The following is a 24,213-nucleotide window of genomic DNA, read 5'->3' as shown; positions in this document are numbered from 1 at the left end:
GTCGGCGCGTTGACCACGAGTACGCCGCGGGCGGTCGCGGCGTCGGCGTCGACGTTGTCCAGCCCGACGCCGGCGCGGGCGACGACCTTCAGCCGAGTGCCTGCCGCCAGCGCCTCAGCGTCGATCTGCGTCGCGCTGCGGACGATGACGGCGTCGACGTCGGCGAGCGCGGGCAGCAGGGCGCCGCGGTCTGCGCCGTCGACGTGACGCACCTCGCAGTCCTCGGCGAGTACCTCCAGCGCCGCCGGCGCCAGCTCTTCAGCAATCAGGACGACCGGCTTGGGCACCGGGCAACCCTACCGGGCACGCCAGCTTGCTCGAAGCAGCACACAACGTTGCTCGAGATGCCCGGAAACGCGTCGGCTGTCCGGTTCCGAGGCGGCGTTGTGTGCTACTTCGTGCAGGGGCCGACGGGTGTCGGGTCGGACGTGGGCGGGGACTAGTCGGTGCGGATCCAGGACATCAGGCCGCGAAGCCGGCCACCGACCTCTTCGATCGGGTGGGCCGCGCCTTCGGCGCGGTACTTGTCGAAGTTCGGCCGCCCGTTGTCGTCCTCCGCGATCCACTCGCGGGCGAAGGTGCCGTCCTGGATCTCGCCGAGAATGCGCTTCATCTCCGCCTTCGTGGCGTCGGTGATGACGCGTGGCCCGCGGGAGTAGTCGCCGTACTCGGCCGTGTCCGAGATCGACCAACGCATCTTGGCGAGGCCGCCCTCGTACATCAGGTCGACGATCAGCTTCAGCTCGTGGAGGCACTCGAAGTACGCCGCCTCGGGCTGGTAACCCGCTTCGGTCAGCGTCTCGAACCCGGCCTGCACGAGCGCGGAGACACCACCGCAGAGGACGGCCTGCTCGCCGAACAGGTCGGTCTCGGTCTCCTCGGTGAAGGTGGTCTTCAGCGTGCCCGGGCGGGTGCCGCCGATGCCCTTGGCGTAGGACAGCGCCAGGGCCTGGCCGTTGCCGTCCGGGTCCTGCTCGACCGCGACGAGGCAGGGTACGCCGCGGCCCTCCTGGAACTGGCGGCGTACCAGGTGACCGGGACCCTTGGGGGCAACCATCGCGACCGTGACGCCCGCGGGCGCGGTGATGTAGCCGAAGCGGATGTTGAAGCCGTGGCCGAAGAACAGCGCGTCGCCGTCTTTCAGGTTCGGCTCGATGTCGTCGGTGAACAGGTGACGCTGCACCGTGTCAGGTGCGAGCACCATGATCAGGTCCGCCTCTGCCGAGGCCTCCGAAGGCGTCACGACGCGAAGCCCCTCGGCCTCAGCGGCAGCGCGGCTCTTCGACCCCTCGGGCAGGCCGACGCGGACGTCGACCCCTGAGTCGCGGAGGTTCAGCGCGTGTGCGTGGCCCTGCGAGCCGTAGCCCAGGATGGCGACCTTGCGGCCTTGGACAAGTGCCAGGTCGGCGTCGTCGTCATAGAAGATCTCGGGCACAGTGCTCCTTGGGTCAGTGACGCGCGTGCTGCGCGGCGGTCAGGTGGATGAGCGGCAAGGCGGAGGAGGTGTCGATAGCGGCGCTATCGACGCCGACGACAACGAAGCCGGTCGCCGGCTGAGCGCCGCGCAGTAGTGCAGTCGCTGGCTCAAGGAGCACTTATGCGGTCCTTTCAACGGAACGAAGGCTTCGGTCAGTAATGCTACGAGCGCCGCGCCCTACCGCGACGACCCCGGACTGGACGAGCTCGCGGATGCCGTAAGGCTCGAGCACCTTGATGAAGGCGTCGAGCTTGTCCGACGTACCGGTCACCTCGATGGTGACCGCGTCGGTCGCCACGTCGACCACCTTGGCGCGGAAGACCTGCACGATCTCGAACACCTGAGACCGCGTGGCCTGTTCGGCCTTGACCTTCACGAGCAGCAGCTCGCGCTGCACCGCCGCGTCGGTCTCGAGCTCGACGACCTTCAACACGTTGACGAGCTTGTTGAGCTGCTTGGTCACCTGCTCGAGCGGCAGCGCCTCGACGTTGACCACGATGGTCATCCGGGACACGTCGGAGTGCTCGGTCGGACCGACGGCGAGCGAATCGATGTTGAACCCGCGCCGGGAGAACAGCGACGCCACGCGAGCGAGTACGCCGGGCTTGTTCTCGACGAGGACGGACAGGGTGTGGCGGGACATTACTCGGTCACCTCGCCCATCTCGTAGTCGAAGTCCGGCGCGGTCTCGCGCGCGATCTTGATGTCGTCGTTGGAGGTGCCGGCGGCAACCATCGGCCACACCATCGCGTCCTTGCCGACGACGAAGTCCACGACCACCGGGGCGTCATCGACCGCCATCGCCTTCTCGATCGTCGCGTCGACGTCACCCGGGTTGTCGCAGCGAAGGCCGACGCAGCCCATCGCCTCGGCGAGCATCACGAAGTCGGGCAGGTACTGCGTGCGCCCGGCCTTGAGGTCGGTGTTGGAGTAGCGCCCCTCGTAGAACAGGGTCTGCCACTGCCGCACCATGCCCAGCGAGCCGTTGTTGATGACGGCGACCTTGATCGGGATCCCCTCGATCGCGCAGGTGGTGAGCTCCTGGTTGGTCATCTGGAAGCAGCCGTCGCCGTCGACCGCCCACACGAGCGCATCCGGCCGGCCGACCTTCGCCCCCATCGCGGCCGGGACGGCGAAACCCATCGTCCCGAGACCGCCCGAGTTGATCCAGGTGTAGGGCTTCTCATAGGAGATGAACTGCGAGGCCCACATCTGGTGCTGGCCGACGCCGGCGACGACCACCGTGTCCGGTCCGGCGATCTTGCCGAGCCGCTCGATGACGTACTGCGGCACCATCGTGCCGTCGGCGTGCTCGTCGTACCCGAGCGGATAGGTACGACGCCAGCCGTCGCACTGCTTCCACCACGCCGTGTAGTCACCCTTGCGGCCGGCCTCGTGCTCGGCTTCCAGGGCGATCACGAGATCGGCGATCACCTCGCGCACGTCGCCGACGATCGGCACGTCCGCCGTACGGTTCTTCGAGATCTCGGCCGGGTCGATGTCGGCGTGGACCACCGTCGCTCCCGGAGCGAACGACGACAGCTTGCCGGTGACCCGGTCGTCGAAACGGGCGCCGAGCGCGATCAGCAGGTCCGAGCGCTGGAGCGCGGCGACCGCGGAGACGCTGCCGTGCATGCCCGGCATCCCCATGTGCTGCGGGTGGGAGTCAGGGAACGCACCGCGGGCCATCAGCGTGGTCACGACCGGGATCCCCGAGAGCTCCGCGAGCCGGCGCAGCTCCTCGGCGGCGTGAGCCTTGAGCACGCCGCCGCCGACGTAGAGCACCGGGCGCTTCGCCTCGACCATCAGCCGCGCCGCCTCGCGGACCTGCTTGCCGTGGGGCTTGGCCGCCGGCCGGTAGCCGGGCAGTTGCAGCTCCACCGGCCAGCTGAACTCGGTGTCGGCCTGCAGCGCGTCCTTCGGGATGTCGACGAGCACCGGCCCCGGACGGCCCGTCGAGGCGATGTGGAAGGCCTCGGCCAGGGTGCGGCCGATCTCCGCGGGGTTCTGCACCAGGAAGTTGTGCTTGGTGATCGGCATCGTGATGCCGCAGATGTCGGCCTCCTGGAACGCGTCGGTCCCGATGGCGCCCGACGGCACCTGGCCGGTGATCGCGACCAGAGGCACGGAGTCCATGTAGGCGTCGGCGATCGGCGTCACGAGGTTGGTCGCGCCGGGGCCGCTCGTGGCCATGCAGACGCCGACCCGACCGGTCGCCTGCGCGTAGCCGGTGGCCGCGTGACCCGCGCCCTGCTCGTGGCGGACGAGGATGTGGCGAACCCGCTTGGAGTCGAACAGCGGGTCGTACGCCGGGAGGATCGCGCCGCCCGGGATGCCGAACACCACCTGTGCGTCGAGCTCCTCCAGTGCGCGCACCATGGCCTGCGCTCCGGTCACCCGCTCCACCGTCACCACTCCTACCCGTTCAGTTCGTTGCTGCGTCGCTACGGCTTGGCACAAAAAAGCCCCTCGCGCGAAGCGCGGAGGGGCGGCACGTGGTCTGAGTCGGTCAGGCCACGTGCTCGATAACTACGAGAATGCTGTGCACGCCTCAACGGTAACCCGACGTACGCACCTGTCAAGCCGACATCTCTCGGTGATCTTGACGTTTTCGGCCCGAAAACGGCGTCATCAGGCCGAAAACGTCAAGATCACCGGGAGTGGGCTAGCCGCAGACGGCGCCCTGTGCGGCGGACCCCACCAGGCGGGCGTACTTGCCGAGTACGCCGGTCGGGTAGCGCGGCGGCGGCGGCGCCCAGCCCTCCTTGCGTCTTTCGAGCTCGTCGGCGTCGACCAGCAAGTCGAGGGTCCGGGCCGCCACGTCGAGGCGGATCTTGTCGCCGTCTTTCACGAAGGCGATCGGCCCGCCGTCGGTCGCTTCCGGAGCGACGTGGCCGATGCACAGCCCCGTCGTACCGCCGGAGAACCGGCCGTCGGTGAGCAGCAGGACGTCCTTGCCGAGCCCGGCGCCCTTGATCGCGCCGGTGACCGCGAGCATCTCGCGCATGCCCGGGCCACCCTTCGGACCTTCGTAGCGGATGACGACGACGTCGCCGGCCTTCAGCTCGCCGTTGGTCACCGCGTCCATCGCCGGCTGTTCGGTGTCGAAGACCCGCGCCGTCCCCTCGATCACCGAGGTGTCGAAGCCCGAGGTCTTCACCACGGCGCCGTCCGGGGCGAGTGACCCGCGCACGATCGACATGCCGCCAGTGGCGTGCAGCGGGTTGGACAGCGCACGGATCACGTCACCGTCGAGGTCCGCGGGGGCGAGCGCCGCCAGGTTCTCGGCGACGGTTCTGCCCGTCACCGTCAGGCAGTCGCCGTGCAGCAGCCCGGCGTCGAGCAGCGCCTTCATCACCACCGGGATGCCGCCGACCCGGTCGACGTCGGACATCACGTGGCGCCCGAACGGCTTCACGTCGGCGAGCAGCGGTGTCTTGTCACCGATCCGGTTGAAGTCGTCGAGGCTGAGGTCGACCTTCGCCTCGTGCGCGATCGCGAGCAGGTGGAGTACGGCGTTGGTGGATCCGCCCAGCGCCATCACGACGGTGATCGCGTTCTCGAACGCCTGCTTGGTGAGGATCGTCCGAGCCGTGATGCCGTTGCGGAGCATCCCGACGACCGCCTCGCCGGAGCGCACCGCGGCCTCGTCGCGACGGCGGTCCACGGCCGGCGGCGCAGCGCTGCCCGGCACGGACATCCCGATGGCCTCGAAAGCGCTGGCCATCGTGTTGGCCGTGTACATGCCGGCGCACGCACCCTCGCCAGGGCAGATCGCGCGCTCGATCTCGTCGAGCTTCTCCCGGGTGATCCGGCCGAGCGCGCAGGCGCCGACACCCTCGAAGGCGTCGATGATGGTCAGGTCCTGGTCGTCGAGGTGGCCCGGCAGCGACGTACCGGCGTAGACGAAGACGGCGGCGAGGTCGAGGCGGGCCGCGGCCATCAGCATGCCCGGCAGCGACTTGTCACACCCGGCGAGCAGGACCGAGCCGTCGAGGCGTTCCGCGAACATCACGGTCTCGACCGAGTCGGCGATCACCTCTCGGGAGACCAGCGAGGCGTGCATGCCTTCGTGCCCCATCGAGATGCCGTCGGAGACCGAGATGGTGCCGAACTCCAGCGGCACTCCCCCGGCCTGCCGTACGCCGTCCTTCGCGCGCTGCGCCAGCCGCGCCAGCGAGAGGTTGCACGGGGTGATCTCGTTCCACGACGAGGCGATGCCGATCTGCGGCTTGTCCCAGTCGTCGTCGGTGAGCCCGACCGCACGCAGCATGCCGCGGGCACCGGCCCGCTCGTAGCCGTCGGTGACGTCCTTGCTTCGAGGCTTCAAGTCCACGGGGCAAGGTTATGTGGCGGCGACAGAGGATTCTTCCGGCGTACCGCCAAACACCTACCGGTGACCCATCGCACCTTTGCCGTCGTCGCTCCCGCCGTCGCGACGCTCGTCGCGCTGACCGTGGTCGCGGCGCCTCGCCACGCCGGTGTCGCAACCGCGAGCGCGCGCCACCCGGTCGCAACGGAAGCATCGCTGGCCGGTGACGGTCCGACCGTCGCCGAGGCCAACGCGTTCACCGACGACGCCCGAGGGCTCGCGCCCGGTCAGGTCGAGATGACGACGGTGTCGTCGCGGCCGACGCTGATCAGCGGCCACGACGCGACGCTGGCGATCCGCGGCCTGACTGCGGGCGACCGGCTCACCGTCACCGTCAACGGGCGGGCGATCCCCCGCGACACCTTCCACCGGGTCGCCAGCCTGCCCGGCCAGGCCCAGGGACAGGTGCTGGGAGTCCTGCACCACCTGCGGCTGGGCGCGGACGAGATACGCGCGACGGTGACCGGGCGGCGTTATGGCACCCGGACGATGCAACTGCGCCTCGACGTCCACTCTCTGCAGGGACCGGTCATCACCGGGCCGCACCAGGAGCCGTTCGTCTGCGAGACCGAGGCCGGCGGTCTCGGGCCGGCACACGGGGCCGACTGCGTTGCCAGACAACGAATCCACTGGTGGTACGAGGACGTGCTCGGAAACTTCCACCGCCTCACCGATCCGTACGCCGCGTACCCGAGCGACACCGCAACGGCCGTCATCAACGGCAAGCGGGTGCCCTTCGTCGTACGGGTCCAGAACGTCGTGATCAACCGGTCGGTCACCCGGCTCGCGGTGCTCGACGATCCGCACGCCAGAGGACGCGGTCACGCCTTCCGCGCCGTCGACTGGAACCGCAAGCTGGTGTGGCACTTCGGCGAGTCGTGCGGGACCGGGTTCGACCAAGGTGCCGACGGCGGCGAGGCAACCGTGTTCAGCCCGCTCAGCACGATCAGCTCGGAGAACCTCGCCGGACCGCTGCTGGACCTGCCGTCGCTGCTCAGCCATGGCTACATGGTCGGAGAGTCGTCGCTGACCATCTTCGGCGTCCACTGCAACCAGGTGCTGTCGGCCGAGACGCTGATGATGGTTCGCGAGTACGTGAGCAACCACTACGGGCTCGTCAGGTCGGTCGTCGGCGGCGGCGCGTCGGGTGGGGCGATCCAGCAGTACACGATCGCGAACGGCTACCCGGGAGTGCTCGACGCCGGTACGCCGCTGCTGAGCTTCCCGGACGTGGTGTCGACGGCGATGACGGTCGGCGACTGTGTCGTGCTGACCCATTTCTTCGCCACCCACAAGGGGTGGGGCAACGTCATCAAGCAGGACGCAGTGACCGGCCTGGCCGACCCGAGCACGTGTGACGACTGGAACACCGATTTCGCGGGGAACCTCAGGCCCGGGTCGTGCCCCGGTGCGATCCCCGACGCCGAGCGCTACGACCCGAAGACCAACCCGCACGGCGTTCGTTGCGACCTGCAGGACGACCTGAAGAACATCCTCGGGACCAACCCGAGGACCGGTGCGGCGTACCGGCCGCTCGACAACGTCGGCGTGCAGTACGGCCTGGTCGCCCTCAACAGCGGTCAGATCACGCCCGCGGAGTTCATCGCCTTGAATCGCGGCGTCGGCGGGGTCGATCTCGACGGCAACTACGTCAAGCATCGCGAGGTCATGGCCACCTACGAGGCCAGGCGGATCTTCGAGGACTCGCTGGTCGGCGAGTTCGGGGCGATCGACGAGACACCGATCATCGACCAGACCATCCCGGTGTCCGACGACGTACCAGCGCTGGACATCCATGACGAGATCCGGCCGTACGAGATCCGGGCCCGCCTCGACGAGAACTACGGTTCGCACGCCAGCCAGGTGATCTGGAGCGGCGTGCCGCTGCCTTCCTCGGCGATCCTCGTCGCCGAGAAATGGTTGACCGACATCGACAAGCTGCAGGCGCACTACCCCTACGCCTCACGCGCCTGGCTGGTCGCCCATGCGAAGCCCGCGGCCGCGCACGACTCGTGCCGGGCCGCGTCGACCGGCCTGCCGATCGGCTGCTCGGTCCTCGAGCACTCGGGCACCCGGCAGATGGCGGGCGGCCCGCTCGACGAGGACGACCTGAAGTGCCGGCTGCGCCCGTTGCGCCGCAGCGACTACCCGGCGTCGATGACGACCGCCCAGTTCAGCGCGCTGCGGCGGGTCTTTCCCCGCGGGGTGTGCGACTACTCGAAGCACTCGGTCGGCTGGGTGGCGCACAGCCGTACCTGGCTGTCGTACGGCGACACGACCCTCTACCGCAACCCGGTCGTGGTGCCGTACCCGCTCGTCCGCTCCACCGCGCCCTGAACGGATGGCACAGGCGGTCTAGGAGATGCGGGCGAGGATGAGCTCGCGGGCGCGCTTCGCGTCGGCTGACCCGCCGGTCGACTTCATCACCGCGCCGACGAGCGGACCGACCGCTCCCTGGTTGCCGTCGCGGATCTTCGCCGCGATCTCCGGCGACGCCGCGATCGCCGCCTCGACCGCGGCGATCAGCTCGTCTTCGCCGGCGACCCGCCAGCCGTGCGCGTCGATGACCTCGTCCACCCCGCCCTCACCGGCGATCACCGCGTCGGCGACCTGGCGGGCGAGCTTGTTGGTCAGCGTGCCGTCGTCCTCGAGCGCGCTGATCCGGGCGACCTCCGCCGGGCCGGTGGCCAGCGCCTCCGGCTCGACACCGAGCTCGTTGGCGCGACCGACCAGGTAGCCCAGCCACCACCCCTTGGCCTTCGTCGGGGAGGCGCCGGCCTCGATCGTGGCCTTCACGAGATCGACCACACCGGCGTTGGTCATCTGGTCGATGTCGACCTCGGTGTAGCCGTTCTCGGCGGCGAACCGGGCGCGGCGCACGCTGGGCGGCTCGGGAAGCGCGGCGCGGATCTCCTCGACCAGCTCGCGCGGCGGGGCGACCGGCACGAGGTCGGGCTCCGGGAAGTAGCGGTAGTCCTCGGCGTCGGACTTCACCCGGCCCGAGCTGGTGGTCCCGGTGTCCTCGTGGAAGTGCCGGGTCTCCTGGACGACCCGTTCGCCCTGGTCGAGCACGGCGCCTTGGCGCTCGACCTCGTAGCGCACCGCACGCTCGACGGATCGCAGCGAGTTGACGTTCTTGGTCTCCGTCCTCGTGCCGAACTGCGAGGATCCGCTCGGCATCAACGACACGTTGACGTCGGCGCGCAGCGACCCCTGCTCCATGCGTACGTCGGAGACGCCGAGGTCGCGCAGCAGGTCGCGCAGCTCGGCGACATAGGCCCGGGCGACCGCCGCCGCCATCTCGCCGGTCCCCGCCACCGGTCGCGTCACGATCTCGACCAGCGGGATGCCGGCCCGGTTGTAGTCGACCAACGAGTGCGTCGCACCGTGGATCCGCCCGGTCGAGCCGCCGACGTGCAGGGACTTGCCGGTGTCCTCCTCGACGTGGACCCGCTCGATCTCGACGCGGTAGGTCTTGCCCTCGACGACCACGTCCAGATAACCGTCGAAGCACAGCGGCTCGTCGTACTGGCTGACCTGGTAGTCCTTCGGCATGTCCGGATAGAAGTAGTTCTTGCGGGCGAACCGGCACCAGTCGGCGATCGAGCAGTGCAGCGCGAGACCGATCTTGATCGCGTAGTCGATGACGGCACGGTTGGTGACGGGAAGCGAGCCCGGCAGCCCGAGACAGACCGGACAGACCTGGGTGTTGGGCGGTGCACCGAACTCCGTCGAGCAGCCGCAGAACAGCTTCGTCGCCGTACCCAGCTCGACGTGGGTCTCCAGGCCGAGCACCGGCTCGTACCGCTCCAGGACGTCCTCGTAGCTCACCCATCTAGTGTCGCTTACGTGGTCGAGCGAGAAATCCGCCGCTGGGGAGATCCGGTCCTTCGTACGCCGTGCGACGAGGTCACCGTCTTCGACGACGCTCTCGCCGCGCTGTGCCAGGACCTGATCGACACGGTGCGGGCGAAGGAGGGCCGGGCGGGCCTGGCCGCCAACCAGATCGGCGTCGGGCTGCGCGCGTTCAGCTGGTTCGTCGACGACCGGGTCGGCGTGGTGGTCAACCCGCGTCTGGTCGCGACCGACGGTGAGCAGGACGGCGACGAGGGCTGCCTGTCGTTGCCCGGCTTGTGGTACCCGCTGCGCCGAGCCGGCTACGCCGAGGTCGAAGGCGTCGACGCCACGGGCGCGCCGGTGCGCGTCGCCGGGACCGGGCTGCTGGCTCGTTGCCTGCAGCACGAGTGCGACCACCTCGACGGCAAGCTGTACGTCGACCGGCTGGCCGGCGAGACCCGCAAGGAAGCGATGCGCGCCCTGCGGAGCTAGTGGTCATCGCCGGAAGTTGTTCGGGGGATGTCGGATGCCAGCCGGATGCATCGCAAGGCGGAGGAGGAGCCAATCCTTGTTGGATTGGCGACGACGACAACGCCGCGAGGCGCCGGCTGGCGCCGACAGACCCTGGACGAACTTCCGGCGATGACCGCTAGCTACCCGCGCTCCCAGACGGTGTCGAGCAGCGCCGCCGTGCCGAGCTCCGACTCGACAGCGGCACCCACCCGGTAGAGCCGGTCGTCGGCGAGGACCGGCGCCATGATCTGGAACCCGACCGGCAGACCGTCGTCGGACAACCCGCAGGGCACGGACATCGCCGGGCCGCCGTAGAGGTTCGACGGGATCGTGCACAGGTCGGCGAGGTACATCGCGAGCGGGTCGTCGACGCGCTCGCCGATCGGGAACGCGGTCGTCGGGGTGGTCGGCGAGACCAGGACGTCGACCTGCTCGAAGGCGGCCTCGAAGTCGCGCCGGATCAACGTGCGGACCTTCTGCGCCTGGCCGTAGTAGGCGTCGTAGTAGCCGGCCGACAGCGCGTAGGTGCCGAGAATGATGCGGCGCTTCACCTCCGGACCGAAGCCGGCCTCCCGGGTTGCCGCCATGACCTGCTCGGCCGACGCCTCACCGTCGTCGCCGACCCGAAGGCCGTAGCGCATCGCGTCGTAGCGGGCAAGGTTGCTCGACGCTTCACTCGGCGCGATCAGGTAGTAGGCGGGCATGGCGTAGTCAAAGTGCGGGCACGACACCTCGACGACGGTCGCGCCGAGCTTGGTGAGCGCATCGACGGCCTCGTCGAAACGTGCGCTCACCCCCGGCTGGTAACCGTCTCCGGCGAACTGCTTGACGACGCCGATCCGCATCCCGCTGACGTCCCCGGACCTCGCCGCGTCGACGACCGGCGGGACCGGCGAGGCGATCGACGTGGAGTCGCGCGGGTCGTGACCGGCGATCACCTCGTGGAGCAGCGCCGCGTCGAGCACGGTACGAGCGCAGGGCCCGGCCTGGTCGAGCGAAGAGCTGAACGCGATCAGCCCGTAGCGCGAGACCCCGCCATAGGTGGGCTTCGTCCCGACGGTTCCGGTCACCGCGGCGGGCTGGCGGATCGAGCCGCCGGTGTCGGTGCCGATCGCCAGCGGGGCGAGGAAGCCGGCGATCGCCGCCGCCGAGCCGCCGCCCGATCCGCCCGGGATGCGGTCGCGGTCCCACGGGTTGCGCGTCGGGCCGTACGCGGAGTGCTCGGTCGAGCTGCCCATCGCGAACTCGTCCATGTTGGTCTTGCCGAGTACGACGATGCCGGCCTCACGCATCCGCTCGACGATCGTCGCGTCGTACGGCGGGCGCCAGCCCTCGAGGATCCGCGACCCGGCGGTGGTCGGGATGTCGCGGGTGACGATCACGTCCTTCAGCGCCAGCGGCACGCCGGCCAGCGGGCCGCTGAGCTCTCCCCGATCGACGCGACGAGCCTGAGCGAGCGCCCCCTCCGCGTCGACGTGCAGGAAGGCGTTGTAGTCGCCGTCGCGGCCGGCGATGCGATCGAGGTGGGCCTGCGCCACCTCGACGGCCGAGACCTCACGCGCGGCGATCTTGTCCGCGACCTCGACCGCGGTCAGGTGACACAGCTGCGAGTCCACGTCCTGCGCCCCGCCTGTCATTCCTCGTCCAGGATTCTCGGCACCCGGAAGCGCTGCTCCTCGGCCATCGGCGCACCCGCCAAGGCGTCCTCGGGCGGCAGCGACGGGACGAGCGCGTCCTCCCGGTACACGTTGGTGAGCGGGACGGCGTGCGAGGTCGGCGGGATGTCGGCCGCCGCCACCTCCTGGACCCGGCCGACCGCGTCGAGGATCACCTCGAGCTGACCCGCCATGGCGTCGAGCTCCGCGTCGGTCATGGAGATCCGGGCGAGTCCCGCCAGGTGCGCGACGTCGGCGCGAGTGATGGACACGCGGCTACCCTTCCACCCGCCCAACAACGGAGCCGGCTTCGCCGGCGCTGACGGATGGAGTCTAGGTAACGGCTTGCGGGCCACCGGCGAGCAGCGCCTCGAAGCCGGCCTCGTCGAGAATCGGCACTTCGAGCTCGACGGCCTTGTCGTACTTTGCCGCGCCTGGCGCGTCGCCCGCCACGACGTACGACGTCTTCTTGCTGACCGACCCGGTGACCTTGCCGCCACGTGACTGGATCGCCTCGGCCGCGCCGTCGCGGGTGTAGCCGGACAGGGTCCCGGTGACGACGATGGTGAGGCCGTCCAGCGGCCCGCTGCCGCGCTCGGGCGTGCCCTCGTCGACCATCGACACCCCGCCGGCCCGCAGTCGCTCGATGATGTCGCGGTGTCGCTCGTCGGCGAACCACGCCGCCACCGCGGCGGCGATCGTCGGCCCGACCCCGTCGACCGCGGCCAGCTCCTCCGGCGAGGCCGCCGCGATCGCGTCGAGCGAGCGGAACTGCGCCGCCAGCGCCTGCGCGGCGGTGGGTCCGACGTGGCGGATCGACAACCCGACGAGCAGCCGCCACAACGGACGATGCCGCGCGGCGTCAAGACCGCCGAGCACCTGCGCGATCTTCTTCGCGCCGAACCCGCGCAGCCCCTCGAAGGAGTGCGCGCTCAGGTGGAAGACGTCGCCGATGTCGTTGATGCGCTGCGCATCGAGCAGCGCGATCGCCGTCTCGTAACCCAAGCCGTCGATGTCGAGGGCACCTCGTCCCGCGAGGTGGAAGACCGCCTCCCGTCGCTGGGCGGGGCAGCTCACCGTGTTGGGACAGCGCCAGTCGACCTCACCCTCGCCGCGCCCGAGCTCGGTGCCGCACTCCGGGCACTCGCGAGGCATGACGAAGGCCGTCTCGTCGCCGGTGCGCAGGTCGACGACCGGCCCGACGACCTCGGGAATCACGTCACCGGCCCGGCGTACCACGACGGTGTCCCCGACGAGCACACCCTTGCGCTTGACCTCGTCCTCGTTGTGCAACGTCGCGGTGCTCACCGTGACGCCGCCGACGTGCACCGGCTCCAGCGCCGCGAACGGCGTGACGCGGCCGGTGCGGCCGACGTTGACGAAGATGCCGTTGAGCTTGGTCGTCGCCTCTTCGGGCGGGTACTTCCAGGCGACCGCCCAGCGCGGCGCCTTCGAGGTGGCACCGAGCCGGCCTTGCAACGAGAAGGAGTCGACCTTGATCACGACACCGTCGATGTCGTGCTCGATGTCGTGGCGATGCTCTCCCCAATGGGCGACGTAGCGGCGCACCCCGGCCAGCCCGTCGACGACCTCGTAGCGCGCGCTGACCGGCAGACCGAGCGCCTGCATCGCGAGGTAGGCCTGCGACTGTGACGGCGGGTCGAAGCCGCGTCTGGCCCCTATCCCGTGGACCGTCAGCTGGAGGGGCCGGGTCGCGGTGACCCGGGGATCCTTCTGGCGCAGCGAGCCGGCGGCGGCGTTGCGCGGGTTCGCGAACGGCGCCTTGCCGACTTCGACGAGCCCTGCGTTGACCTCCGCGAAGGCCGCGGTCGGGAAGAAGACCTCGCCCCGGACCTCGAGCAGCTCGGGTACGTCGTCGCCCACGAGCCTGGCGGGCACGTTGTCGATCGTCTTGACGTTGAGGGTGACGTCCTCGCCGGTGACCCCGTCGCCACGCGTCGCGGCGCGGACCAGCCGTCCCCGCTCGTAGACGATGTCGATGGCCAGACCGTCGATCTTCAGCTCGCACAACCAGGCGTCGACCGGTGTCTCGCGGGTCGCCCGCGCCACCCACGCGTCGAACTCCTCGTCGGAGAAGACGTTGTCCAGCGACATGAGCCGCTCGAGGTGGCGCACCTCGGCGAAGTCGGTCGACAACGACTCCATGACCTTCTGGGTCGGGGAGTCCGGCGTGCGCAACGCGGTGTAGTCGTTCTCGATCGCCTCCAGCTCGCGCATCTTCGCGTCGTACTCGGCGTCGGCCGCGGTCGGCGCGGCGAGCACGTAGTAGCGATACGCCAGGTCCTCGAGCTCGGCGGCGAGCTCGGCGTGGCGTTGCATCACCTCGGCGGGCGGGTCGCCCTTCTTGGCCATCTAGCGAACTCCCTCGGGGGCCTCGGTCAGCGCTCGGGCGGCCTGCCGGATCAGCCGGTACGCCGAATACGCCCAGCCCGGCGAGGCCCCGGCCAGCCCGCAGGCGGGGGTCAGCGCGACCGCCGACGGGAGCCGGTCGGGATCGAACGCGAGCTCGCGCCACAACCGGCGTACCGGGTCGGCGACGTCGCGCGGTGTCGGTGGTACGCCGGGGCCGAGCGCAGGCACGACGCCCAGCCAGACCACGGCGCCACCGTCGACCAGCTCACCGACCGCGTCGCGGTCGACCGGGCCGCGGCTGGCGTCGAAGCTCACCGCGGCGGCACCGGCTTCGCGCAGCAGCGCGACCGGTGGCTGGGGCGCGCAGCAGTGCAGCACCACCGGCACGCCCGCCGCCTCGACGACGGCGCGCAGCGAGGAGACGGCCTGCTGGGACTCGATCCCCGGCAGCGCCCCGAAGCCGCTCTCGGTAGGTATCCGTCCGGCCAGGACCGCCGGCAGGCTCGGCTCGTCGAGTTGCAACACCAGCTCGACCGCGGGCACGCGGCGACGTACCTCGGCGAGGTGCTCCACCACCGTCTCGGCCAGCGAGGCGACCAGGTCGCGCACCGCACCCGCGTCCCGCAGCGCGCGACCGCCCCTCGGCAGTTCCAGCGACGCGGCGAGCGTCCACGGTCCGGCCAGCTGGATTTTGAGCGAGCCGTCGTAGCCGGGACCCGCGACCGGCAGGAGTGCGTCCAGGTCGGCGACCATCCGCTCGCGCGCGGAACGCTGGTCCAGGCCGGGGCGGTCCACGAGCCGCCAGCCCGAAGGAGTGCGGTCGACACCCAGCCCGGTCAGCTGCGCCGCCGTACGCCCGACCATGTCCGATCCCGGACCCCGGGCGGGCAGCTCGGGAAGGTGAGGCAGCTCGGGCAGCTCGTCGAAGGCGAGGGCGCACGCCTCGTCGATCGACGTGCCGGGCAGCGAGCCGATGCCCGTCGCCACGCCCGCCAGCACCGCCGTCACGCCGCCGAGACTAAGCGGTGGCACGGACACCGGGCGGCCACCTGCGGCTGGCACAATCGCGGCCGTGCGCCGCCTCCTCGCCGTCCTCGCCGCGACCGTCGCCCTCACCGCCGCCGCGAGCGGCCTCAGCCCGGGAGCCGCGACAACGGCCATGTCCCGGGCCGGCTCCGTCGCCGGGCCGGGCCTCGGCATCCACCACGTGTTCGTCATCGTGCTGGAGAACGAGTCGTCCGAGTCGACCTACCTGCACAACCCCCACCCCTATCTCGGCAAGGTGCTGCAGAAGCAGGGCACGCTGCTGACGAACTACTACGCGACCGGTCACGTCTCGCTCGACAACTACATCGCGATGATCTCGGGCCAGGCGCCCAACCTGATGACATCGAGCGACTGCCAGCTCTACGTGAACTTCAACGGCACGACCGCACCGGCAACCCTCAACGCTGACGGTCAGGCGGTCGGCGCCGGTTGCGTGTACCCGTCCAACGTCAAGACGCTTGCCGACCAGCTCAGCGCCGCCCACATCAGCTGGCACGGCTGGATGGACGAGATGGGCAACAACCCGAAGCGGGAGCAGGCCCGCTGCGGCGTACCGCACACGAACGGCCTCGGTCAGGACGACACCCAGAAGGCGACCGAGGGCGACCAGTACGCCGCGCGGCACAACCCGTTCGTCTACTTCCACTCGCTGATCGACAGCGGCCGCTGCCGACGCAACGTGGTGCCGCTGGCGCTGCTGTCGAAGGCGCTGCGGCACTACCGGACGACCCCGGACTTCAACTTCATCACCCCCGACCTGTGCGACGACGGCCACGACCTCGGCTGCGCCGGTCCGGACGCCAAAGGCAAGCGCACCGGGGGGCTCGCGTCGGTCGACGACTTCCTCTCGGTCTGGGTGCCTCGGATCGAGAGGTCGCCGGCGTACCGCAAGGACGGCCTCATCATCGTCACGTCGGATGAGTCCGAGACCGACGACGCGACGAGCTGCTGTCACGAGCGGCCTGGCCCGACCGACCCGTTGCCCGGGCTGACCGGCAGCGGCGGCGGGAAGATCGGCACGCTCGTCATCGGCAAGTGCGTGGCCGAAGGCCGACGCGACCCGGTCCCCTACGACCACTACGCGTTGCTGCGCAGCCTCGAGAACATCTTCGGGATCACCAGCGGCGGCACCGACGGACACGGCCACCTCGGGTACGCCGCAGCGGCCGGCCTGCGCGCCTTCGGCAGCGACCTGTTCTCGACCTGCAGGGTCTAGCTGGGCACGCGGCGAGCTGCGCGCGGGCTTGTCCGGCAACCGCTGGCTTGTGCAGCCTTTTGGCCCGCGCCCGGGCGCGCCGGGTTCACAAGTCCAATGGCTCCAACCAATGGCGGCAGGGGCAGGTCACCCGCGCCACTACGTCGTGCCAGTCAGACCAGACTCGTGTGTCGCGCTACCGCGCCGGCACAAGCACCCCAGCGTGCGTCGGATACCGTCCGCAGCCTTCGTTACGGCTGGATCGGCAGCTCGGGTCAGCTCGGGTCGCGGCGAGCGGCGGCGCGCTTTGCCGTGGTCTTCTTGGCCACCGGCCGGGACACCGTCGACGTGCGCGAGGTCGACGCATCATCGTCAGCCTGCGCGGGCGCCCGAAACGCCGTGCTGCTTCGGCTGCGGCCGTGCTCGAGCCACGAGAGGTCAGCGCGCAGCGCTGCGATCAGCTCGTCGCGGTCAGCGGTCGCCGTCCGCACCGCGATGCTGTACTTCGCGATGACGTCGAGGTCGGTCAGCTGGACGGAGTCGGCCATCCCGTCATCGTAGGCCGCGGCACGCCCCGGTCAGGCCTCGAGCATCTCCAGCACGGTCTGCACCGTGCGCCAGTTCCGCGCGGTGCCGGCGACCCCGAGATGCTTTCGCCACTGAAGCGTCGCCAGCTTGGATCGTCCCGCGCCGTTGGGAAACCACAGATAGATGTGGCGTCCGTCCACGACGAACTCGTCCGGCAGGTACTTCGCCGCGTCGATGCCGGCAGCGCCTTGCGCGTCCGCCTCGCCGGTCAGGAAGCTGACGTGCAGCTTCGCCGGCTCGTCGACGTGCTCGGTCATCGGGTTTCGCGCGAAGACGTCGGCGAGCTCGTCCCGCGACCTGACGGTGACCGCCACGTCGAGGCCCAGCCCGTCGTTGATGAGCGCGGCTACGCGCACCCCGACCTTCGCGCCGTCGCGCAGCGACGAGGTCAGCACGAGGTTGCCGCTCTGGACGTAGGTCGCCACGTCCGTGAACCCGGCGCTGGTCGCTGCGTCTCGCAGCCACGCCATCGGCACCTTGTTGTGACTGCCGAGGTTGACCGCATGCAGCCACGCGACGTAGCGCATCGGCGGATCAGGCCGCGGCGTTGATGGTCGCCGAACCCAGCACCCGGTCCTCGTCGTAGAGCGCCAGCGTCTGACCCGCGGAGACCCCGGATATCGGCGTTGCCAGCTCGACCACCAGCCCCGCGTCGACCACCGACGCGTGGCAGGGTACGGCGTCGCCGTGCGCACGTACCTGCGCCAGCCCGCGCAGCTGCCCGGAGGCGGCCGGCTGGCCGCACCAGGTGGGAGCGCCGCACTCCACGCGGGTCACCGCGAGCAGCTCGGCCGGGCCGACGGTCACCGTCCGCTCGACCGGCGAGATCGACAAGACGTAGCGCGGTCGTCCGTTCGCCGCCGGGGTCTGCAGCGCCAGCCCGCGACGCTGACCGACGGTGAACTGGTGCGTGCCCCGATGCTGCCCGACAACGACGCCGGACTCGTCGACGATGTCGCCGGGCTGGTCGCCGAGCCGGTTGCGCAGCCAGCCCGCGGTGTCGCCCGACGGGATGAAGCAGATGTCGTGGCTGTCCGGCTTGTCGGCCACGGCGAGCCCGCGCCGCGCCGCCTCGTCGCGCACCTCAACCTTGCGCGAGTCCCCGAGCGGGAACATCGCGGCGGCGAGCTGGTCCGGCCGCAGGACTGCGAGGACGTAGGACTGGTCCTTGTCGAGGTCGACTGCGCGGCGCAACACGCCGCCGTCCAGCCGGGCGTAGTGGCCCGTGACGACCGCGTCGAATCCGAGCGCGAGCGCACGGTCGAGCACCGCGGCGAACTTGATGCGCTCGTTGCAGCGCACGCACGGGTTGGGCGTGCGGCCGGCGGCGTACTCGGCCACGAAGTCCTCGACGACGTCGCGGTTGAACCGCTCCGCGACGTCCCACACGTAGAACGGGATGCCGATCACGTCGGCCGCGCGGCGGGCGTCCCGCGCGTCCTCGAGCGAGCAGCAACCGCGGGCGCCCTCCCGGTACGACGCGGGCGAGGGCGACAGCGCCAGGTGCACGCCCGTCACGTCATGACCGGCGTCATGGACGCGGGCGGCCGCGACCGCCGAGTCGACCCCGCCGGACAAGGCGGCGAGAACCTTCATCGCAGCCTCACTTCCCGGCAGCGGAGCGGGCCCGCTCCACCGCGGGACCGATCGCGTCGACGAGCGCGTCCACGTCGGCCGGCGTCGAGGTGTGCCCGAGGCTGAACCGCAGCGAGGACTTCGCTCGCTCCTCGTCATGGCCCATCGCGATCAACACGTGGCTCGGCCGCGCGACGCCGGCCGAACACGCCGAGCCGGTCGAGCACTCGACGCCCTGGGCATCGAGCAGCATCAGCAGCGCGTCGCCTTCGCAGCCGGGGAAGGAGAAGTGAGCGTTGCCCGGCAGCCGAGCGTCGAGCGAGCCGCCCGGGTCGCCGTTGAGCTGGGCGTCCGGTACGACGGCCAGCACGCGCGCAATGAGGTCGTCGCGCATGCCCGTCAGCAGCTGGCTGCGCTTCGCCTGCTCGGCGACAGCGATCTCGACCGCGAGCGCGAACGCGGCGATCGCCGGCACGTCCAGCGTCCCCGACCGCACGTCGCGCTCCTGGCCGCCTCCGTGCAACAGCGGCGCGCACTCGACGTCGCGGCCGAGAACGAGCGCCCCGACCCCGACCGGGCCACCGAGCTTGTGCCCGGTGAGCGTCAGCGCTGACACCCCGGAGGCGGCGAAGTCGACCGCCAGCGCACCGACCGCCTGCACCGCGTCGGTGTGGAACGGGATGTCGTGCTCACGCGCGATCTCGGCGAGCTCGGCGATCGGCGACACCGTGCCGACCTCGTTGTTGGCCCACATCGTCGTGATCGACGCGACGGACTGCGGCTCAGCGCCGATCGCCTGGCGGAGCGCGTCAGCGGACACCCGGCCGACCGGGTCGGCGGGGACGAGGTCGAGCTGCGCGTCGTCGTGGTCGGCGAGCCAGATCGCCGGATCCAGCACCGCGTGGTGCTCGACCGCGGAGACCAGCACGCGGCGCCGGCGTACGTCGGCGCTCCGTCGCGCCCAGAACAGCCCTTTCACCGCGAGGTTGTCGCTCTCGGTGCCGCCACTGGTGAACACGACCTCGCTGGGGCGCGCGTTCAGCGCCGCCGCGACGCTCTCCCGGGACTCCTCGACGATCCGCCGCGCCCGGCGGCCGGTCGCATGCAGCGACGAGGCGTTGCCGACCTGGCCGAGCAGCTCCGCCATGCGGTCGACCGCCTCGGGAAGCATCGGCGTCGTCGCCGCGTGGTCGAGGTAGGCCATCTCGTGGTTCAGCCTAGAGAGGTCGGGTTCTTATTCCACCAAGATGCGCTCGGAGCGCTTGTGCCCGCGCAGCCCGGCGAGCTCGTAGGAGTCGGCGATCACGATCTGCGTGGGGAGCATCCCCGCCAGCGCGCGGACATCGGCGGCGGCACCGATCACGACACCCGCCGCGTCGCCGCCCACCGGCACCAGCCGTACCACCACCCGCGGCGCACCGTCACGCCCGCGCCGGCCGACGACGATCCGCCAGTCACGCACGTCCTGGCGGCCGGACAGCGCCGAGGCGACGGCGCGCAGGTCGATCGCCTCGCCGGCGGTGCCTATCTCCGTCACCAGGGCGTCGCGTTGCAGGCCCTCGGCGCGAGGGACCACCCGTCCGCACGACGGGCACTGCGAAGTCGAGATCGCGGCCACCACGTCGCCGGTGCGCCAGCGGAACAACGCACTTCCGCGCAGCCCGATCTGGGTCAGCACGAGCTCACCGGAGCCGTCGGTGTGCTCACCGGTGTCGGGGTCGACGAGCTGAATGACGTCGAGATCCGGATAGGTGTGGAACCCGGTCGTGCCGCCGGACTGGCGGCACTCCCCCCACAGCACGCGCGCTCCCGCCGGCGCGTGCACCGCCAGGATGGCCGCGTCACCGGGCACGCCGGCGCGGGCCGCCGCGTGAGTGGCGGCCATGCGCTCGGCATCGGTTGGCGCACCGACCAGGAGCAGGGTGCGCAGCGAGTCGAGGCCGCGCAGGCCGTCGAGCACCGCCACCGCGTCACGGGTCGGCACCGCGAGCACCGTCGGCGGCGCGAGCCGGACCGTGGCGGCGAGGTCGTCGGGGTGACCGCCCGGGAACAGCGCCGGGGCACCCGCGCCGAGCGCGGCGTACTGAAGCGCGACGTGCTCGGTCGTCGCGGACGGCTCGACCGCGGAGACGAGTACGTCGTTGCGGGTCAGCCCGAGGACCGCCCAGACCCGCGCACCCGCCCGGGTGATCGCGTCGAGGTCAGCCCGCGTCGAGGCGATCGGGTAGCGCATGCCGGTCCCCGAGAACACGTACGAGATCGCCCTGGTGTCCGCGTCGACCACCCGCTGGTAGGTCGGCTTGCGCATCGCGCGCAGCCGGATCGCCTGCCGCAGCTCGGGTCCCGCCGCGTGCAGCGCGAAGCCGGCCTCACCCGCCTGCAGCACGAGCGCCGCCATCGCGGCCGGATCACCGTTGGGGCTGACGTCGCGTTCGCCCATCGCCGGGATCGACTCGAGCGCCGCGACGGTGCGGACCAGGCCGGGCCGGCGGTTCAGCTCGGCGAAGCGCCGGCGCCACAGCGGCGAGAAGGGCGCGATCGAGTCGCGCACCTGCATCGCCACGAGCTGGTCCTGCAACGCCGCGAGCGAGCTTGGAGTGTGCTGGTCCCAGGGCGTTGCCACCCGACGAAACTACCGGGCCGGCGAGCCGGCGCCGCTGGGGCCGCGCGGCGGGGCGACGGACGTCGACCGGAGAAGAACCCGGGACTAGCCCTTGCGTGCCTCGATCTGCTCGGTCACCTGCGGGACCACGTCGAACAGGTCGCCCACGACACCGAAGTCGACGAGCTCGAAGATCGGCGCCTCCGGGTCCTTGTTGATGGCGACGATGGTCTTCGACGTCTGCATGCCCGCGCGGTGCTGGATCGCGCCGGAGATCCCGACCGCGATGTAGAGCTGCGGTGAGACGGTCTTGCCGGTCTGGCCGACCTGGTTCTGGTGGGGGTACCAGCCGGCGTCGGTCGCGGCACGCGAGGCGCCGACCGCCGCGCCGAGGGAGTCGGCGAACTTCTCGATCAGCGCGAAGTGCTCTGCGCCGCCCAGACCGCGGCCGCCGGAGACGACGATCGCCGCCTCGGTCAGCTCGGGGCGACCACCCTTCTTCTCGCTGACCCGCTCGAGGACCTTGGCCTTCTTCGCGGCGTCGGACAACGACACCGACACCTGCTCCTCGCTCGGCGAGGCCGGCGCCGGCTCGGGCGCAGTGGAGTTCGGGCGCACCGTGATGACCGGCGTACCCTTCGCCACCTTGGACTTGACCGTGTAGGCGCCACCGAAGATCGACTGGTCGGCGACGAGGTCACTCGACAGGCCGACCGCGTCGGTGATCACGCCGGAGTCCAGCTTGACCGCCAGGCGTGCCGCGATCTCCTTGCCCTCGGGCGAGGACGGGATCAGCACCGCGGCGGGGGAAGCGCTGCCGACGATCTGCGCGAGCACCTCGGCCTTCGGCGCGACGATGTAGCCGTCGAGCTCGGCGTCGCCCGCGACGTACACCTTCTGCGCGCCGTACTCGGCGAGCACCGACTTCGCGTTGTCGTAGCCGCTCCCGACGTACACCGCGGACGGCTCGCCGAGCGACCGTGCGAGGGTCAGCAGCTCGAGCGTCACCTTCTTGGGGGTGCCTTCGAAGTGCTCGACGAGAACCAGGACCTCAGCCATGTCTAAATACCTCTCCCGTTGTCCCGGTTCTCAGATGATCTTCTGCGACGCGAGGAACTCGGCCAGCTTGGTGCCGCCGTCGCCTTCGTCCTTGACGATCTGGCCGGCCGCCTTCGGCGGACGCGCGGCGAACTCGGCGACGGAGGTGCCGGAGCCGGCGAGTCCGACCTTGTCCGCCTCGATGCCGGCGTCGGCGAGCGTCAGGGTGGTCAGCGGCTTCTTCTTGGCGGCCATGATCCCCTTGAACGAGGGGTAGCGCGGCTCGTTGATCTTCTCGACGACGGACACGATCGCGGGCGTCTGCGCCTCGACGACGTCGTAGCCGGTGTCGGTCTGCCGCTCGATCTTCACCGTCGAGCCGTTGACCTCGACCCTGCGCGCGAACGACAGCTGTGCGGCTCCGGTGCGCTCGGCGAGCATCGCCGGGATGACGCTCATGCGTGCGTCGGTCGACTCGACCCCGAGGATGACCAGGTCGTGCTCGATGGTGCCGAGCGCCTTGGCAAGGGCGTAGGACGTGGCGAGCGCGTCCGAGCCGTGCAGCGCGGAGTCGACGACGTGTACGGCGGAGTCGGCGCCCATCGACAGCGCCTTGCGGATCGTCTCGACCGCCTTCTCCGGGCCCATCGTCAGGATGGTGACCTCGCCGCCGTGAGCCTCCTTGAGCCGCAGCGCCTCTTCGACGGCGTACTCGTCGAGCTCGTTCATGACACCTTCGACGCCTTCACGGTCGAGGGTCTTGTCAGCGTCGCTGAGCTTCTTTTCCTCGTAGGTGTCGGGCACCTGCTTCACGCACACGACGATGTTCATGGCCGGCGGCCGACCTCCTGCGGTAGGTCATCGAGGGATATCGCGTCACGGCACGCGGGTGTCCGTGCTTCGACTGCGAACTCTAGCAAGCGAGAAACCCCCGGCGAAGCCGGGGGTTTCTCACCGATGCGCATGTGCGATGCGCTCCGCTCGGCTCAGGCCGCTGAGGCCGCCGCGGCTGCCACGAGCTGCGGGGTGATCAGCGAGGCCCCGCAGTCGCAGGCCGAGCTGGTCATGAACAGCTGCGAGTCGCAGCCGTCGCCCTGACAGCCCACCGAGTGGCAGCCCGAGCACTCGAGCAGCATGTTGTTGCAGGCGCTTCCGTCGAAGAGCCGGCCGTTGCAGCGATGCATCAGACCCTCCCTTGATCCGCGGGCCGAAGCCCTGTCGTTGGTTGCCCTTCAGCGACTCAGTGGAACTGCTCTTCCTCGGTGGAGCCCTTCAGCGCGAGCGTCTCCGCCTCGGGGTCGATCGCGGTGGCGACCAGGTCGAAGTAGCCGGCGCCGACCTCGCGCTGGTGCTTGGTGGCGGTGTAGCCGTCGGCCTCGGCCGCGAACTCCTTCTCCTGGAGCTCGACGTAGGCCGACATGTCGCGGCTGGAGTAGCCCTTGGCGAGCTCGTACATCGAGTAGTTCAGCGCGTGGAACCCGGCCAGGGTGATGAACTGGAACTTGTAGCCCATCGCGCCGAGCTCGCGCTGGAACTTCGCGATCGTGTCGTCGTCGAGGTGCTGCTTCCAGTTGAACGACGGCGAGCAGTTGTAGGCGAGCAGCTGGTCCGGGAACTCCTTCTTGATCGCCTCGGCGTACTGCCGCGCGAGCTCGAGATCCGGCGTGGACGTCTCCATCCAGAGCAGATCGGCGTACGGCGCGTAGGCCAGGCCGCGCGTGATGCAGGGGTCGATGCCACCACTCACCCGGTAGAAGCCCTCCGCGGTGCGCTCGCCGACGACGTACTGCGCGTCACGCTCGTCGACGTCGCTGGTGAGCAGCGTCGCGGCCTGCGCGTCGGTGCGGGCAACGACGAGCGTCGGCACGCCCTCGGCGTCTGCGGCGAGCCGCGCGGCGTTGAGCACCTTGACGTGCTGGTTGGTCGGGATGAGCACCTTGC

General features: G+C 70.5%; 22 protein-coding genes. 3 read left to right on the top strand and 19 right to left on the bottom strand.

Annotated elements, in window-relative coordinates:
- From VG899_14810 to ilvD, 5 genes are all read right to left on the bottom strand, one after another.
- The coding region (locus tag VG899_14810) for a phosphoglycerate dehydrogenase (GenBank protein ID HWA67630.1) at positions 1 to 287 on the bottom strand (287 nt) is incomplete at its 3' end.
- 152 nt (positions 288 to 439) lie between these two features.
- Positions 440 to 1,426 (bottom strand): ketol-acid reductoisomerase, encoded by a 987-nt coding sequence (gene ilvC, locus VG899_14805; GenBank protein ID HWA67629.1) that lies wholly within the window; start codon positions 1,424 to 1,426, stop codon positions 440 to 442.
- Between the two features lie 169 nt (positions 1,427 to 1,595).
- The gene (ilvN, locus tag VG899_14800) at positions 1,596 to 2,120 is read right to left on the bottom strand and encodes an acetolactate synthase small subunit (protein HWA67628.1); all 525 of its coding nucleotides are present in this window, start codon (positions 2,118 to 2,120) and stop codon (positions 1,596 to 1,598) included.
- The gene (locus VG899_14795; protein HWA67627.1) at positions 2,120 to 3,937 is read right to left on the bottom strand and encodes an acetolactate synthase large subunit; all 1,818 of its coding nucleotides are present in this window, start codon (positions 3,935 to 3,937) and stop codon (positions 2,120 to 2,122) included. Before VG899_14795 ends, ilvN begins: the two co-directional genes overlap by 1 nt.
- 205 nt (positions 3,938 to 4,142) lie before the next feature.
- The gene (gene ilvD / locus VG899_14790; protein ID HWA67626.1) at positions 4,143 to 5,813 is read right to left on the bottom strand and encodes a dihydroxy-acid dehydratase; all 1,671 of its coding nucleotides are present in this window, start codon (positions 5,811 to 5,813) and stop codon (positions 4,143 to 4,145) included.
- Positions 5,814 to 5,873: 60 nt separating this feature from the next.
- On the opposite strand from ilvD, the gene VG899_14785 reads away from it, so the two are divergent.
- Entirely contained in the window at positions 5,874 to 8,186 is a 2,313-nt protein-coding gene (locus VG899_14785) for a DUF6351 family protein (GenBank protein HWA67625.1), read from the top strand.
- A gap of 18 nt (positions 8,187 to 8,204) precedes the next feature.
- Here VG899_14785 and gatB read toward each other — a convergent pair whose 3' ends face one another.
- Positions 8,205 to 9,680: an Asp-tRNA(Asn)/Glu-tRNA(Gln) amidotransferase subunit GatB gene (gatB, locus tag VG899_14780; GenBank protein ID HWA67624.1), complete on the bottom strand. Its 1,476-nt coding sequence runs from the start codon at positions 9,678 to 9,680 to the stop codon at positions 8,205 to 8,207.
- Positions 9,681 to 9,698: 18 nt separating this feature from the next.
- Here gatB and def point away from each other — a divergent pair, with 18 nt between their 5' ends.
- Positions 9,699 to 10,178, top strand: a complete 480-nt coding sequence (gene def / locus VG899_14775; GenBank protein ID HWA67623.1) for a peptide deformylase — start codon at positions 9,699 to 9,701, stop codon at positions 10,176 to 10,178.
- Positions 10,179 to 10,339: 161 nt separating this feature from the next.
- Here def and gatA read toward each other — a convergent pair whose 3' ends face one another.
- The 4 genes from gatA to VG899_14755 form a co-directional block, all read right to left on the bottom strand.
- Entirely contained in the window at positions 10,340 to 11,836 is a 1,497-nt protein-coding gene (gene gatA, locus VG899_14770) for an Asp-tRNA(Asn)/Glu-tRNA(Gln) amidotransferase subunit GatA (protein HWA67622.1), read from the bottom strand.
- On the bottom strand, positions 11,833 to 12,126 hold the full coding sequence (gene gatC, locus VG899_14765) for an Asp-tRNA(Asn)/Glu-tRNA(Gln) amidotransferase subunit GatC (GenBank protein ID HWA67621.1): 294 nt from the start codon (positions 12,124 to 12,126) through the stop codon (positions 11,833 to 11,835). The genes gatA and gatC overlap by 4 nt, the downstream gene beginning before the upstream one ends.
- A 61-nt stretch (positions 12,127 to 12,187) precedes the next feature.
- Positions 12,188 to 14,227, bottom strand: coding sequence for an NAD-dependent DNA ligase LigA (ligA, locus tag VG899_14760; protein ID HWA67620.1), 2,040 nt, complete (start codon positions 14,225 to 14,227; stop codon positions 12,188 to 12,190).
- Positions 14,228 to 15,235 carry a methionine synthase gene (locus tag VG899_14755; GenBank protein ID HWA67619.1) on the bottom strand — a complete coding sequence of 336 codons (1,008 nt, stop codon included), beginning with the start codon at positions 15,233 to 15,235 and terminating at the stop codon, positions 14,228 to 14,230.
- A gap of 64 nt (positions 15,236 to 15,299) precedes the next feature.
- Here VG899_14755 and VG899_14750 point away from each other — a divergent pair, with 64 nt between their 5' ends.
- Entirely contained in the window at positions 15,300 to 16,490 is a 1,191-nt protein-coding gene (locus VG899_14750) for an alkaline phosphatase family protein (GenBank protein HWA67618.1), read from the top strand.
- A 254-nt stretch (positions 16,491 to 16,744) separates the two neighbouring features.
- Here VG899_14750 and VG899_14745 read toward each other — a convergent pair whose 3' ends face one another.
- The 9 genes from VG899_14745 to VG899_14705 all read right to left on the bottom strand — a co-directional run.
- A complete protein-coding gene (locus tag VG899_14745) occupies positions 16,745 to 17,017 on the bottom strand; it encodes a hypothetical protein (protein ID HWA67617.1) in 273 nt (90 codons plus the stop codon).
- Positions 17,018 to 17,047: 30 nt separating this feature from the next.
- On the bottom strand, positions 17,048 to 17,584 hold the full coding sequence (locus tag VG899_14740; protein ID HWA67616.1) for a DUF1697 domain-containing protein: 537 nt from the start codon (positions 17,582 to 17,584) through the stop codon (positions 17,048 to 17,050).
- A gap of 7 nt (positions 17,585 to 17,591) precedes the next feature.
- Positions 17,592 to 18,653 carry a tRNA 2-thiouridine(34) synthase MnmA gene (gene mnmA, locus VG899_14735; GenBank protein ID HWA67615.1) on the bottom strand — a complete coding sequence of 354 codons (1,062 nt, stop codon included), beginning with the start codon at positions 18,651 to 18,653 and terminating at the stop codon, positions 17,592 to 17,594.
- A 7-nt stretch (positions 18,654 to 18,660) separates the two neighbouring features.
- Entirely contained in the window at positions 18,661 to 19,836 is a 1,176-nt protein-coding gene (locus VG899_14730) for a cysteine desulfurase family protein (protein ID HWA67614.1), read from the bottom strand.
- Positions 19,837 to 19,866: 30 nt separating this feature from the next.
- Positions 19,867 to 21,255 (bottom strand): hypothetical protein, encoded by a 1,389-nt coding sequence (locus VG899_14725; GenBank protein HWA67613.1) that lies wholly within the window; start codon positions 21,253 to 21,255, stop codon positions 19,867 to 19,869.
- 84 nt (positions 21,256 to 21,339) lie between these two features.
- A complete protein-coding gene (locus tag VG899_14720; GenBank protein ID HWA67612.1) occupies positions 21,340 to 22,293 on the bottom strand; it encodes an electron transfer flavoprotein subunit alpha/FixB family protein in 954 nt (317 codons plus the stop codon).
- A gap of 30 nt (positions 22,294 to 22,323) precedes the next feature.
- Positions 22,324 to 23,103 carry an electron transfer flavoprotein subunit beta/FixA family protein gene (locus VG899_14715; protein ID HWA67611.1) on the bottom strand — a complete coding sequence of 260 codons (780 nt, stop codon included), beginning with the start codon at positions 23,101 to 23,103 and terminating at the stop codon, positions 22,324 to 22,326.
- 155 nt (positions 23,104 to 23,258) lie between these two features.
- The gene (locus VG899_14710; protein ID HWA67610.1) at positions 23,259 to 23,456 is read right to left on the bottom strand and encodes a hypothetical protein; all 198 of its coding nucleotides are present in this window, start codon (positions 23,454 to 23,456) and stop codon (positions 23,259 to 23,261) included.
- 56 nt (positions 23,457 to 23,512) lie between these two features.
- A partial coding sequence (locus VG899_14705) for an isocitrate lyase (protein ID HWA67609.1) occupies positions 23,513 to 24,213 on the bottom strand: 701 nt, incomplete at its 5' end.

The organism is Mycobacteriales bacterium (genome assembly GCA_035550055.1).
Classification (GTDB): domain Bacteria; phylum Actinomycetota; class Actinomycetes; order JAFAQI01; family JAFAQI01; genus DASZTV01.
Note: the sequence above shows the minus strand (reverse complement) of the source record. Positions and strands in the feature narration are given on the sequence as shown.